At 52.1% G+C, this 13,737-nt stretch carries 10 protein-coding genes and 2 pseudogenes; 9 read left to right on the top strand and 3 right to left on the bottom strand.

Going from position 1 to position 13,737, the window contains the following annotated elements; all coding sequences use genetic code 11:
* The first annotated feature begins 5 nt into the window (after window positions 1–5).
* The 5 genes and pseudogenes from ACR3E2_RS13435 to ACR3E2_RS13455 all read left to right on the top strand — a co-directional run bounded on the left by ACR3E2_RS13435 (window position 6) and on the right by ACR3E2_RS13455 (window position 7,132).
* A pseudogene (locus tag ACR3E2_RS13435) lies at window positions 6–1,356 on the top strand (IS3 family transposase).
* A gap of 101 nt (window positions 1,357–1,457) precedes the next feature.
* Complete coding sequence (locus tag ACR3E2_RS13440; RefSeq protein ID WP_480484541.1) at window positions 1,458–3,020, top strand: radical SAM protein; 1,563 nt, start codon at window positions 1,458–1,460, stop codon at window positions 3,018–3,020.
* A gap of 21 nt (window positions 3,021–3,041) precedes the next feature.
* A complete protein-coding gene (locus ACR3E2_RS13445; protein ID WP_480484542.1) occupies window positions 3,042–4,589 on the top strand; it encodes an ATP-binding protein in 1,548 nt (515 codons plus the stop codon).
* A 471-nt stretch (window positions 4,590–5,060) separates the two neighbouring features.
* Window positions 5,061–6,500 (top strand): AAA family ATPase, encoded by a 1,440-nt coding sequence (locus ACR3E2_RS13450; protein ID WP_480484543.1) that lies wholly within the window; start codon window positions 5,061–5,063, stop codon window positions 6,498–6,500.
* A complete protein-coding gene (locus ACR3E2_RS13455; protein WP_480484544.1) occupies window positions 6,497–7,132 on the top strand; it encodes an HNH endonuclease family protein in 636 nt (211 codons plus the stop codon). The genes ACR3E2_RS13450 and ACR3E2_RS13455 overlap by 4 nt, the downstream gene beginning before the upstream one ends.
* A 134-nt stretch (window positions 7,133–7,266) precedes the next feature.
* Here the strand turns inward: ACR3E2_RS13455 and ACR3E2_RS13460 are convergent, their stop codons facing one another.
* On the bottom strand, window positions 7,267–8,472 hold the full coding sequence (locus ACR3E2_RS13460; RefSeq protein WP_480484545.1) for a phospholipase D family protein: 1,206 nt from the start codon (window positions 8,470–8,472) through the stop codon (window positions 7,267–7,269).
* A gap of 582 nt (window positions 8,473–9,054) precedes the next feature.
* On the opposite strand from ACR3E2_RS13460, the pseudogene tnpA reads away from it, so the two are divergent.
* A pseudogene (tnpA, locus tag ACR3E2_RS13465) lies at window positions 9,055–9,518 on the top strand (IS200/IS605 family transposase).
* Window positions 9,519–9,575: 57 nt separating this feature from the next.
* Here tnpA and pncB read toward each other — a convergent pair.
* On the bottom strand, window positions 9,576–10,868 hold the full coding sequence (gene pncB, locus ACR3E2_RS13470; RefSeq protein ID WP_480484546.1) for a nicotinate phosphoribosyltransferase: 1,293 nt from the start codon (window positions 10,866–10,868) through the stop codon (window positions 9,576–9,578).
* A gap of 164 nt (window positions 10,869–11,032) precedes the next feature.
* Between pncB and ACR3E2_RS13475 the strand changes: the two genes are divergently transcribed.
* Window positions 11,033–11,566 carry a hypothetical protein gene (locus ACR3E2_RS13475; protein ID WP_480484547.1) on the top strand — a complete coding sequence of 178 codons (534 nt, stop codon included), beginning with the start codon at window positions 11,033–11,035 and terminating at the stop codon, window positions 11,564–11,566.
* On the opposite strand, the gene pncA is transcribed toward ACR3E2_RS13475, so the two are convergent.
* Window positions 11,563–12,156: a bifunctional nicotinamidase/pyrazinamidase gene (gene pncA, locus ACR3E2_RS13480; protein WP_480484548.1), complete on the bottom strand. Its 594-nt coding sequence runs from the start codon at window positions 12,154–12,156 to the stop codon at window positions 11,563–11,565. The genes ACR3E2_RS13475 and pncA overlap by 4 nt on opposite strands.
* Before the next feature lie 97 nt (window positions 12,157–12,253).
* On the opposite strand from pncA, the gene trhO reads away from it, so the two are divergent.
* Together trhO and ACR3E2_RS13490 are read left to right on the top strand one after the other, a co-directional pair.
* Window positions 12,254–13,159, top strand: coding sequence for an oxygen-dependent tRNA uridine(34) hydroxylase TrhO (gene trhO / locus ACR3E2_RS13485; RefSeq protein WP_480484549.1), 906 nt, complete (start codon window positions 12,254–12,256; stop codon window positions 13,157–13,159).
* Between the two features lie 65 nt (window positions 13,160–13,224).
* Window positions 13,225–13,737, top strand: coding sequence for a potassium channel family protein (locus tag ACR3E2_RS13490; RefSeq protein ID WP_480484550.1), 513 nt, complete (start codon window positions 13,225–13,227; stop codon window positions 13,735–13,737).

Below are 13,737 nucleotides of genomic sequence, written 5' to 3' on the forward strand. Positions count from 1 at the left end.
TGGAGATGAGAATGAAATCCGGGAAACAGAAAGCGTCAGCAGAGAGAGTTGTCAAAGACATCCGCAGGAAGACACGGCGCCAGCATTCGGCAGAGGAGAAGATCCGTATTGTGTTGGATGGGCTTCGTGGTGAAGACAGCATAGCGGAGCTGTGTCGCCGTGAAGGAATAGCTACGAGCCTGTATTACAGCTGGTCGAAAGAGTTCCTTGAGGCCGGTAAGAAGCGGTTGGCTGGCGATACCGCACGCCAGGCTACCAGCTCTGAGGTGAAGGATTTGAGAGCGGAATCGTCGGCGCTGAAAGAGGTAGTCGCCGACCTGACCCTTGAGAACCGGCTGCTCAAAAAAAGCATGTTCGAGGATGGGGGAGACGACGAATGAGATATCCCGCATCCGAAAAGCTTGAGATCATCCGGCTGGTTGACGGTTCGCACCTGCCGATCAAACGCACACTGGAAAAGCTCGGCATTCCCAGAACGACCTTCTACCGCTGGTACGACAGGTATCTGTCTTTCGGCGAGGCCGGGCTTGAGGATCGCCATTCCCGGCCAGGTAGGGTTTGGAACCGCATCCCCGACAAGGTGCGCAAGCAGATCGTGGAACTGGCTCTGGAAGAACCCGAGTTATCGCCCCGCGAGCTTGCGGTGCGGTTCACCGACACCAGGCGCTACTTCGTTTCTGAGGCCAGTGTTTACAGGCTTCTGAAGGCACAAGATCTGATCACTAGCCCAGCCTGCATCACCATCAAAGCGGCGGATGAATTCCATGAGAAGACTGTGCGGCCGAACCAGCTTTGGCAGACCGACTTCACCTATCTCAAAGTCATCGGTTGGGGCTGGTTCTACCTGTCTACGATCCTGGATGATTACAGCCGTTACGTTGTCTCTTGGCGCCTTTGCACCACGATGAAAGCTGACGATGTCACAGGAACGCTGGAAGACGCTTTGGCTGCATCAGGTTGTGACAGTGTCACCGTTGCCCACAAGCCCCGGCTGCTCAGCGACAACGGCAGCAGTTACATCTCTGGCGAGTTGGCGAAATGGCTGGATGAGCAGGGTATGGATCATGTTCGGGAGCGCCCAACCATCCGCAGACCAGTGGCAAGATTGAGCGATGGCATCAGACGATGAAGAACCGTGTCCTGCTGGAAAACTACTATCTGCCAGGAGCGCTCGAACAGGCCATCGGCGACTTCATCAATCACTACAACCACAACCGATACCACGAGAGCATCAGCAATCTGACACCCGCCGATGTCTATTTCGGTCGAGCCGAAACAATCCTCAGACGCAGAAAGGAAATCAAACACCAGACAATCCAGAAACGCCGCTTGCTGCATCATCAGAACGCGGCGTAGATTGAAACTGCGGCGAGCCTGATCCTCCTAAGCCAATCAAACGCTCGTGTTCCAAATCATTCGATGACGGACACCGGAACAAGTATCCACCTCTGGGCCTGATGAAAATTGCACAATATCATGGCCCTCAGGGTAAAAAGGACCATGTTCGTTTTGTGAAGGGTGAAGACCCTTCCGCTTACGAGTGCGCTTGGGACCGCGTGTACATTACAACTCTTTTTTCATTTGAATGGGAGCGGACAGCGCGGAGTATAGACTACGCTCTTGATTTGGTGGGCGGTCAAGCTCATCGAGTGTTTGTCGGTGGCATTGCCGCTTCACTCATGCATGGCAAGTACATATCGGAACCCAAGTGGCGAGGCGTTCGATTCATCAAAGGACTGCTTGGTGACGCCCCTGCCATTTCCCTGGAACTCGACCCATTTGACGACGAGCTTTACGCGGATGATGTGAACGGAAAGCCCATCGAAGACCTTGTTCCAGATTATAGCATCCTTAAGCAAATCGAATACGAGTACCCCGTCTTCGATGCGTATTTTACGTATGCATCGCGTGGCTGCGTTAGAAAATGCGCCTTTTGTGGAGTACCAACGCTTGAAGGCATGCAGCGCGATACAAACTCTCTAACCTCGGTGGTTGAAGGAGTGAGTACGCTCTATGGTGAAAAGCGCGACTTGATCCTGATGGACAATAATGTCGTCGCTTCGGCAAACTTCAAAGAGATCATAGCGGAGATTATTGATCTGGGATTTGAGCGTGGAGCGAAATTGAAACGCGGGCGTTATGAGCTGCAGAGGCGCGTTGATTTCAATCAGGGTGTGGATGCCCGTATCCTTTGTAAGGATCCAATGTATTTGCAGCAGTTGTCTCGAATTGCGCTTAAGCCTTTGCGCATCGCGTTTGATCACTTGGGCGTAAGAAAACCGTACTCTCAAGCGATCCGTTATTCGGCAGATGCGGGAATTACTGAACTGTCAAATTACATGCTTTATAATTTCAAGGACAGCCCGCAAGACCTGTTTGAACGGATGCGCCTAAACGTTGATCTGAATGAAGAACTCGACATCCGCATCTTTTCGTTTCCGATGCGCTATCAGCCTGTGAACCGTCAAGACAGAGGGCACGTTGGAGAAAAATGGAATACGTATTATTTGCGTTCGATGCAGGTCATTCTGCAGGCAACGCATGGCATTGTAAGTGGTGCCCCCGATTTCTTTCGGAAGGCCTTCGGCGATACCTATGAAGAATTCGAAGGAATCTTACTGCGTCCACATCACTTCATCTTCAACCGTTATTGGTATGAGCAGTTTGATGGCCGCGACGAGTTTGATGCCTTCCAATCAACGATGGGTTCCCTGTCGGCGGATGAGCGCACCGAGCTTCTCGAATATCTCTGCAGCCGCGAAAAGAACGACTACGAACATGACTTAAACGAACTTGCTGCCGGACATTTGCGCGATGCGGCGCGGTTCTTTGTGCCAATGTCAAAGGTAGACGAAGCGCGAATTTGGGCGGCCCAAAAGCGCAGGCGTGTAGAAGATATCAACAGCTATCTTGTGCCAGAAGATGAGCGCGTGGAAGATGCGGCGTTGACTGATGATGATGTGCAGCCCGGCGCAAGGACAAAAGAACAGATAAAAAAGATTACGCAGGTTTATGCGTAAGGCACGTAAGAGCACGAGGCCATGATGGAAGCAGAACGTATTGATTATGTGGGTTCAAACGAGCCGGAAGTTTTTGTCGGGAAGGACATATTGGAGCTGCTAAGTAGCTCTATGTATGTTAACCCGCTATCGATCTTTCGGGAATATGTGCAGAACGCGACCGACGCTATCGACGAGGCGGTCATTCTTGGTGTTATTCCATCCATTGACGCTGGGCTAGTTGAGATCAACCTAGATCACATCGACCGCCGCGTTATCATTCGAGATAATGGTGTCGGTATTGCGAACAGCGACTTTGCTAAACGCATGCTCTCTTTTGGCGCAAGTGAGAAACGCGGCACTGATGCTCGTGGCTTCCGGGGTGTTGGACGACTATCAGCGCTTGGGTACGTGCAACAGCTAATTTTCCGCTCACGCTCCAAAGGAGACACCAAGGTGGTCGAGGCGACATGGGATGGTCGAGCTATCAAGCGCATGCTCGCGTCAACCGACACCGAAACTGAACTCCGTACGATTGTGAAAGAAGCGGTCTCGCTGAAACTACTTGACCCTGAAAGCTATCCTGAACACTTTTTTGAAGTGGAGCTAGTGAAACCGCGTCGGATTGCAAACGATCGGCTTTTGAACGAGATTGAAATCGGCGCCTTTGTTGGCCAAGTCTGCCCTTGTCCATTCTCACCGGAGTTTGCATTTGGCGAAGAAATCGCCGGGCTTCTCGCTCCATATGGTAGGGCTGGGAAATACTATAACATCCATATCAACGGTTCTGAAACACCTGTATATCGTCCCTATCGAAATGAAGTGGCTTACTCCGATACCAAATCGGCAGCGCTACGCAATCTAAAGTCATTTAAAATCGAGGGTATTGAGGGAGAGACTGCGGCAGTAGGCTGGCTCATCCACCATGACTATCAAGGGGCAATCCCAGTTTCGCAGGGTGTTCGCGGGCTGCGAGCGCGGGTTGGTAACATACAGGTTGGGCACGATCGGCTGTTTCTAGAAGTCTTTCCAGAAGATCGTTTTTGCTCATGGTCAATTGGTGAGGTTCATGTTCTGGATGCACGGGTTGTACCAAACGGACGGCGAGATGAGTTTGAAAGCAATGCTCATTTAGACAATATCATAGCTCACCTTCGCCCTATCGGCGCCGAAGTGGCCCGAGAATGCCGTGTTTCTTCCCAAAAACGCAATCGGCTAAAGGTGTTCGAGTTTGGTGCTGGCAAGGTGTACGAGAAGCTGGATGTTCTCAAGCAGGGCGCAGTCTCCGAGCGTCTTGCAAAATCACTAAAGGCAGAGATTGGTATGTTGCTTTCGGATATGAGGAAAGCGATTGAATTTGATCTCTTCGAGGATGAAGACCGGAAGGCGCTACGCGGACGACAGCTTCAAATTGAGGAAGCGGTTAACGTACAAGCGGCCAAAGTCGAAGGTGAGATACTTGAAAGCATCCCAGAAGAGAAAAGGGAAATCTACAAGGAAGTTTTTAGTCTGATATACGAATGCTCGGCAAACCAAATTGCAGCAAAGAGTCTTACCGATCGTATGCTAGACCGCCTGTCGCGTTCGTAACTGCCAATTCCACCGCCTGTTGTAACAGGTTTTCCATAGTGGCAGGTGGAGCTTGCCGAGGGGAGGGCTGCCTAGTCCAACTGTAAGTAGCCAGCACGGGCTGTAGTGGAAGCTCCAGCCCTTCAATATATCATTTGGTAGAAGTGCAAGTTTGGCAAAGCAACCTTTGATCTGAATCCCTAAAACTCCTCCAAATTTGTGTAGAATCCCCTAAACTGAAGGGCCGTCAAACAAAGATGAGATTTGCAGACAGCCTAGAGTGGAACAAAAGGGGCCCCAGCTGGGCGTCAACACTGCGCCTGGTGAGATGGCTACGCTCTTGCATATCTTTAAAGCAAGACAAGCTCTTTACAACCTGGAGCAGATACTGTGAAGTGCAAAAAAACCGAAAACACTTAAGATTCAATGCTGTAGAGAGGCGAGACTTTGGCGGAATCCGGACCCTTTCAGCTGCAATCGGCTCGTTTCGTGATGGACGATGGCCTTCCACAAGAAATATCGTTTCTGGGTCCAGGAGCTGACCCAGAAAAGACGCACATCACTCTAATAGCTGGGGCCAATGGGACTAGTAAGAGTCGAATTCTAGCGTGTCTTGTTGATCGTATTTGCGAGATTAACGATGGGATTTCAGATCAAAGAAGCGCTAAACGGGTTGGGGCAGGCGGGAACCATGGGCTCGTCTGTGATCAAATTAGCATTCGTGGGCAAACAGATCGCAACCAGAATCAAGGTGACAAACTGGTTCAACTTCCATCTAAGGTTCTAGTTCTTTCAAACCTTGTGATGGATCGGTTTCGTTTTGTTCAAAGTTCGCCTAGTGAGGACCAGTTCTATCAGTACTTGGGAGTTAGGCAGGCAAGTAACCTAACCACAACTGGTTCGATGCAACGGTCGGTTTCCGAAGCTGTAATGAACCTATATCAGGATAACGCCAAACATCAGTTGTTTCAAAAGTGGTTAGAGTTGGTATTTGGTGGGAGTCGAGAGGTTGCACTTGTTTTCGATCGCGTTTCCCGTTTCGAACTTGAAAAATATATTTCCGATCCTGAGCGAGAAGAGCGCATTGTTGAGCGCGTAATACGAAGACGGGGCAGAGCTCGCGTAAACGACCCAAAATACCTTCAAAGCATTCGCGAAGCTGTGCCTAATTTGATACATCTTTTTGAATTTTTGCTTGGCAGAGCGGAAGATATCGAATTCACCTCTGAGAGAAAAACAGGCCGAAGAAGCCTAGTCTTGCGCCTTGATGCGCTGCCTAAACGCGCTTTGAAAGAACTTGCCGAGTTTAGTTCTGTATTCACAGAGGCAGTACGGTTTGGCTTGTTTTCTTGGCCAACTGTTTCAATAGAAGGCAATGCAGAATCGGGATGGACGGACTTCGGGCAACTAAGCTCCGGGGAACAGAATATATTGTCTACCGGTGCCAAACTGGTATCTCATGCTGAACCTAGCTGCTTAATTGCAATTGATGAACCAGAAGTGAGTCTTAATACATCCTGGCAACAGCATTACACAGACCTTGTTGCACAATCTCTTTCCGAAGCACCGGGAAGCCATGTTCTGATCGCGACTCATTCTCCTCATCTTATTGCGAGCCTCCCTTCCGGTGAAGCGAGTGTCATTCTAATCGAGAAACAAAGCGAAGGTCTAAAAACATCAACCGTCGATGCTGAGTTTGAAGGCTGGGGTGCAGAAGCAGTCCTTTACCAAGTTCTCGATATTCCGTCTGCTTCGAGTTTCAAGTTTCAAAGGGAGCTCGCCTCAATTCTCTTGCACATTCAAGGCGATGGGCAGAGTAAGAAGCTTCTTGATGACTTCTTAGAAAAGTCAGACCGGTTAAACTTTGAAGGCCTCGATGCTTTGAAAGAGGTGGTGGAATCCATCAGACAGTATCGGGAAAAACTCGGATGAAGAGACTGAATATTCCGGCTTTCGACTGGGCTGTTGTGAGAGAGTTACGCACTAAAGTCGACGATATTGAAACCGCGCAGAAGCACTGGAAGCGTGGCTACGGCAAATATAAAGCGTTCAAAGAACAAGTTACGGATGCGATGAAGGCCGAGCAATCTGATCGGTGCGCATATTGCGGCACAAGGCTTCATGAAAAGCGGCCTCACAGGGATCACATAGCGCCCAAAAGCCCACACTTTCAGTGGACCTTTTGGCCCATTAATCTTGTGCTGGCCTGTTACTGCTGCAACGTTGATTGCAAAGGCGAAATTGACACCGTTGCTGTAATTTCAAAGAGCTATCGCAGAACAGTCTTCACTATCGTGCACCCATTCTTGGATGATCCAGCAGAGCATTTGGATTTCGAAATCGCTGAAAAATCTATATTGGTTAAGCCGAGGCATGGTTCTGCTAAGGGGGCCAATACCATATCTCTATTTAATCTAATGGACCCAGAACGGGCCAAAGAGAGAGCAAAGGACCTTTTGCTAGACGACGACATTGAACACCTTCAAGGGGTTAATCGTGAAATGATGCTTGCTGCTATGAAGGATCTAGGTGGTACTCGTATAGTAATGAAGCCAAACCAGTAGTTGCAAAAAAGGTCGAATTTCTGAGCACTCCGCGCTTCGTTTTTGGAGCTCAACAAAATGGACCTTACTTGCCTCGCAAAAATTGCCCGAAACTCCTTAGTCTCGGGCGCCCAAGCTCTTCTCACAAGACGTCACTACGGTTTGTAATAGATAGCGTCGAGCATTGCAGCGCGGCAGTCCCAAAGTTCTGCAAGTGTCCCTGTTGGGCGAGGCGAGGTATACCATACGGATGTTCGTAGCGGCTCAACCACCCTATCCCAATAATTCTCGAGACCGAGTGTCGATTTTGGAAATGCTAGCGCGTCGGAGAGGCCGTCACGATTTGGGTTGCTTATGCATACAAATGTGTCGGGCCTCTTCATCGCCAATAGTCTGGTCGCGGTTGGTACACCGCCGACTCGAGTGCTGTGCTCAAACGCTTTTATGAATTTACTACAGAAGTCTTCATATTGGTTTCGAGTGACATCGCCGTAGCGTGGGATGCTATCCACAGCTTGAGTGAGGAAGATGTCCTTTGCTGCGATGCGATTGGCAAAATCTCCCATTCCGCCCATCGCACCGAACCATTTCCAATCGTGCTTGTCTAAACCTTGTTCACGTTTCTGTTTAGATCCAATTACACCGGCAATAGCCTTCCATTCTGCACTTGAGAGCGTGCCAAACGAGTTCACTCTTGCGAACATAGTTTGAAACTCGCGAAGTAAACTCAAACGGGCATCATAGTTGTGATATGGGCTGGATTTTACCGCTTTGACATATTCCCTCCAGTTCATGCGAACGAGCGGTGAGTTCAATTGGTCGGCTGACAATCCATCACCAGGGAGAATTGGATTTTTGGGTTTTCGTAGTGGTTTGGCTGCGTTGTACTGAAGTCTGTAGCTTATCGCGATCTGCTTTGTAATTGGCTTTCGCAATTCGGCATAGTCTTCCAGACATTTTCGAACTTGTGTGAATACGCCTGCAGATTTTGGCCCTTTAATGTGGGCATTTGCTTCCCAATTTCGGTCGAGCCCACCCGCCGTAAAGTTCGAACTACCAATTATGGCTTCTGCGGTGTCGCCAGACTGAAAATAGTAAAGCTTCGGATGAAACGTGTTGGCTCCACCGTCAGCGACATATGCATTTTTTGTATCAACCAACGCATCGATAAGGTCGGGGTCTGTTTGGCAAAAAGCCAATCCAAAAGTGACTGATCGGAACTTATGCTTGTTCATTAGTATGCGTTTCGAAATCGGCCCGTTTGAGCCCCAAGCAACAGCAAGAAAAATCTCGTCATGTTGATCAATCAGTTTTTTCAGCTTCTTTGCAGTGCCGCCTGCATCTAAAAGTTTAACGCTCATGTAGCAATCTCTAAATGGTTGTTTATCTTGCGTATGTAACTGAATAATATGCAGGATTCTGTTCCGCAATATGACCACTCGCTGAGGAGCACCTAAAATCCTAGTCACAAGAACGCTCAGCGGGTTGAAGCTTTTTGTAGGCCTTCTTCTTTCCGCTTAGGCCCAATTGAATTGCCTAAGTCGATTTTCGGCCTCCCTGTGCTTCGAGAAACTCATTTTGACTGGCTGAACCTCAAGCTGCCCTCAAAGATGTCGTAATCCCCGCAATGCTCTCCAATTCCATCAGACCGGGATTGCCCAGAAGGTGTCTCGTAGGAGGACCGTCGATGGGGTGGGGTCAATTAGTAGGGCCCTACTAGTTAGGTTAGTAGGGCATTAGTAGGGCGCGTTCGTCAAAAGTTCTGAAACGCCGTGCGATTACGTCCAAAGGTGAAGTCGGAATTAGTCATGCAATTGTAAGGTCTTATGAGGTTGTCTGCGGTTCTGTCTGGTGCAGTGCAAAATCTCGACGTCAAAATTCGTAATGATGGGGTCGGGGGTTCGAGTCCCTTCAGCGGCACCACAAGTTTCAGTATCCACGCTTTGACGCAAACCCTTCGACTTCCGGTCGGGCCGGTTCAGTGCGGAGAATCGTGTTATGATATTGGCAAGCACTGCGTTTTCTATCACCGTACCATATCGTCTGGTCGACCAAGTATCGCTATAAGGTGCTGACCGATGCGGTGTGACTGCGGGTGCGCGCCATCGTCCGTCAGGTCTGCCACGAGAACGAGGTCGACATCTTGCGCGGGGTGTTGTCGAGCGATCCCGTACATTTGTGCGTGTCGGTGCAGCAGAATATTGCCATCTCGGGTCTGGTGCGCAAGATGAAGGGCCGTTCGTCTCACAAGGTGCAACGGGAGTTTCCCGCGCTGCGCAGCCGCTACTGTGGACGCCGGTTCTGGGGCTGGGGGTATTTCTCAACCACCGACGGCGCCATCACCGAGAACATCGTGCTGCAATACCTCGAAAACCATATCGCCGATCCTGCCGACGCCAATCTGTAGTCGTTTAGTCCCGGCATCATATGAATTGAGGATAAGTGTTTGATATTGTGCCTTGGCTTAGACAATCACCTCGATCGCCTCCTGAGCGCCAACGCCAAACACCCGCTTATAGCGTTCGATCTGGTCCTTCGGGCCCATCGCCTTTTCCGGGTTGTCCGACAGCTTTACCGTCGGGCGTCCATTGGCGGATACGGCTTTGCAGACCAATGAGAACGGTGCCAGCGAGTCATTTGGAACCAGACCGCGGAAATCGTTGGTCAGCAAGGTACCCCAGCCAAAGGATACTTTGGTGCGGTCAGCAAACTGCGCATGCAATTCCTGGATTTTGTCCACATCCAACCCGTCCGAGAAAATGATCCGTTTCTGGGTCGGGTCTTCACCGCGCGCTTTCCACCAGTCGATGGCCACCTCGGCGGCGGTGGCCGGATCACCGCTGTCGATGCGAATACCGGTCCAGCCCGCCAGCCAGTCGGGTGCGTTGTCCAGAAAGCCCTTGGTGCCGTAGGTATCGGGCAGAATGATGCGCAGATTGCCGTCATGTTCGTCATGCCAATCGCTGAGAACGTCATAAGGGGCCTGTGCCAGTTCGGCATCGGTGTCGGCCAGCGCGGAATAGACCATCGGCAGCTCATGCGCGTTGGTGCCGATGGCCTCAACCTCACGCCGCATCGCGATCAGGCAGTTTGAGGTTCCGGTAAACGCGGGGCCAAGCCCTTCGATCATCGCCTGCACGCACCAATCCTGCCACAGGAAGGAATGCCGTCGCCGCGTGCCGAAATCGGCAATCCCCAGACCGTTGATCGTGCTCAGCTTTTCGATCTTTTCCCATACGCGGGTCATCGCGCGGGCATATAGCACCTGTAGCGCAAACCGGCGCATGTCGTTCAACACCGCGCGCGAGCGCAGTTCCATCAGCACCGCCAGCGCCGGAATTTCCCACAACATGACCTCGTGCCATTTGCCTTCGAAGGTCAGTTCATACTGATCGCCTTTGCGTTCAAGGTGGTAGGGCGGCAGGCGCATATTCTCGAACCATTCCATGAAATCGGAACGGAACATCTGGCGTTTTCCATAGAACATGTTGCCCCGCAGCCAGGTGCTTTCCCCCCGGCTGAGACTAAGCGAGCGGATATGATCCAGCTGTTCCCGCAGCTCACCTTCGTCGATCAAACGGGCCAAAGGCACGTGATTCGACCGGTTGATCAGGGAAAACACCACATTTGTTTGGGGCTTGTTTCGAAACACTGACTGGCACATCAGCAGTTTGTAGAAGTCTGTGTCGATTAAAGACCGGACAATCGGGTCAATCTTCCATTTATGATTGTAGACGCGGGTCGCGATGTCGACCATGGGGAACTCCTGCGATTTCCGTAGTTAGATCAATCGACAACGGGAATGGCAAGAGTCGCTGATTTGGTTACAATGCCAGCATGACGTCACAATACGGGCATATTGTGCATTGTTTTCGCCGGTTAGTGAGAGAAGGGGATGGAAAGACGAAACTGAGTTTGTGAATGGGTCTCGAGTACGATTTTGATATTGTTAATGTAGCACTGAACGAAATTGACCCGGAGAAGCTGGGGTCAGACTCTGATGTGGAACGCCAGGTGTGTGCGGTGTTTCGCGACATCAGAACAGCGGATGCGCTACGGGGAACATCGCCGAAAATCCGCAAGATTTTCCTGGATGCCGGGTTCAGCCTCGAGTCGCGGAACAGCGGCATCGTGCCCGGCGTATTTCCGGCCGAAGATCAGGTGGACCGGGTCAGGATTCTGCGTTCTCTGTTTGAGAACATAAAATCGCGCGGCGTTCAGGGGGAATATTGCGGCGAGTTCAACCTGTGGGATTTTCTGAATTACATTCGGATGGCGCAGCCCATGGCCGGGATCGTGCGCACGCGTCAGGTGCGCAAACCACCGCCACAGCCACAGCAGCCTGTTTCGGACCGTCGGCGTTCTATTTCGGGGCGTATCGGGCTGGCGTTTGGGCTGGCCGTTGTTTTGTTTGTGACGATCAAACTGCTGGCGGCTGCCGGGGCGACCCCTTAGGTCAGCGTAACACCGGCGTCGCGCATGGCCTGCTCGGCGGCAGCCAGTGATCCGTCCATGTCAATCGCGCGGCAGGCATCCATCCGGACTGTGACATCGAATCCCAACCGGGCAGCGTCTACAGCCGAATAGTGAACGCAGAAATCGGTCGCCAATCCAACCAGTGTCAAACGGGTGATGCCTCGGGTCTCAAGATAGCCTTTCAGGCCTGTTGGCGTCTGATGGTCATTTTCGAAGAACGCGGAGTAGCTGTCGATGCCACTGCGGAACCCCTTGCGCAGGATCAAATCACCATCAGTGCGCAGTTCAGGGTGAAACGCAGCACCGTTTGAGCCCTGAACGCAATGGTCCGGCCACAGCACCTGCGGGCCATAAGGCATGTCGATCAACTCGAACGGGCTTTTGCCTTTGTGCGAGCTGGCAAAGGAAGAATGCCGCGCCGGATGCCAGTCCTGCGTCAGGATCACGGCGTCGAACTCATCCATCATGGCATTGATCGGCGCGACGATTTCGTCTCCTCCGGCCACTGCCAAGGCACCGCCCGGACAGAAATCGTTCTGGACATCGATGACAAGCAGGGCATGGGTCATGGCGGCCTCCGTATAACTGCCTTATCGGTAGGGGGCCGGGGCCGGGGCGTCAATGCAATCCCTTGCGACTCCGGGTTTGCGGGGGTAGATCGCGCATATGTACACGATCGCTGCCCTCTATCACTTTACCCGATTCCCAGACCCCGTCACACTGCGCGAACCGTTGCTTGACCTGTGCCGCGCGCAGTCTGTCACCGGGACGTTGTTGCTGGCGCAGGAAGGTATCAACGGCACCATCGCAGGTCCACGCGCCGGAATCGATGCGGTATTGGCACATATCCGAGCCTTGCCCGGTTGCTCGGATCTGGAGTGGAAAGAGGCGACCTCGGACCATCCGCCTTTCGGCAAGATGAAGGTGCGGCTGAAGAAAGAAATCGTGACCATGGGTCAGTCGGATGTCGATCCGCGCGCCCGTGTCGGCAACTATGTCGACCCGCAGGACTGGAACGATCTGATCCGTTCGGACGATGTCGTGGTGATCGACACCCGCAATGACTACGAGGTGGCGATCGGCACGTTTGAAGGCGCAATAGACCCTGAAACAGCCAGTTTCCGCGAATTTCCGGCCTGGTGGGAGGCGAACAAAGATCGCTTTCACAACAAGCGCGTTGCCATGTTCTGCACCGGCGGTATCCGGTGCGAGAAATCCACCAATTACCTGCTGGGGCAGGGGGTCGAGGATGTCTATCACCTCAAAGGTGGCATCCTGCGCTATCTTGAAGAGATGCCATCCGAAGACAGTTCGTGGCAGGGTGAATGCTTTGTGTTCGACAACCGTGTCTCGGTTGGCCACGGCCTTGTAGAAGGGCCGCACAAGCTGTGCCATGGCTGCCGTCGTCCGATCCTGCCCGAGGATATGAAACGCCCCGAATACGAACATGGCGTGTCCTGTCACCAATGCATCGACGAGACCTCCGAGGCCGACAAGATGCGCTTTCGTGAACGGCAAAAACAGATAGTGCTTGCGCGCAAGCGGGGCGAGCCGCATTTGCGGCAGGACTGAAAGCGGGTTGCAGGCCCTTGCTTTAGATCGGATGATCACCCTCAGACTAGGCTGAGAGGGCGTTCATGCACCGCAAACCCACAACTCTGGAAGAATGGAAATCGACCCTGATTGCCGCATTGGGGCTGGTTCTGACAAGTTTTCTTGCCTGGTTCGGGTTATCGCGTCTTAACGAAACCGCTGCGGGTGACATGATCGGAACAATCGCGTCGATTGGCCTGCTGATCTGGCTGGTGTCGCAATCCTGGTACTACATGACGCAGGTGAAATCGCCGCGACGGCTTTTGTTTCTGATGGGCGTGTCATTCATCCAGGTCGTCCCGTTCCTGTTTGCCGCCGTTTACGGAGCTTTTGGGTACAGCGATAATTGTGTGGTCGGGGCGCAGGGTCCAGGGGATGTCCTGTATTTTTCATATGTCACCTTCACCACGGTCGGCTATGGCGACATGTCCCCGACCGGCCTGTGCCGCGGGCTTGCCGTGTCCGAGGCTGTGACCGGTTACATTCTGCTGGGTATGTTTGTTGCGGCTGCGGTTGCGCTTTATACCCGCAATCACGCACCAGAAGACCCTAAATAA

It is taken from the genome of Ruegeria sp. AL7 (assembly GCF_056536105.1).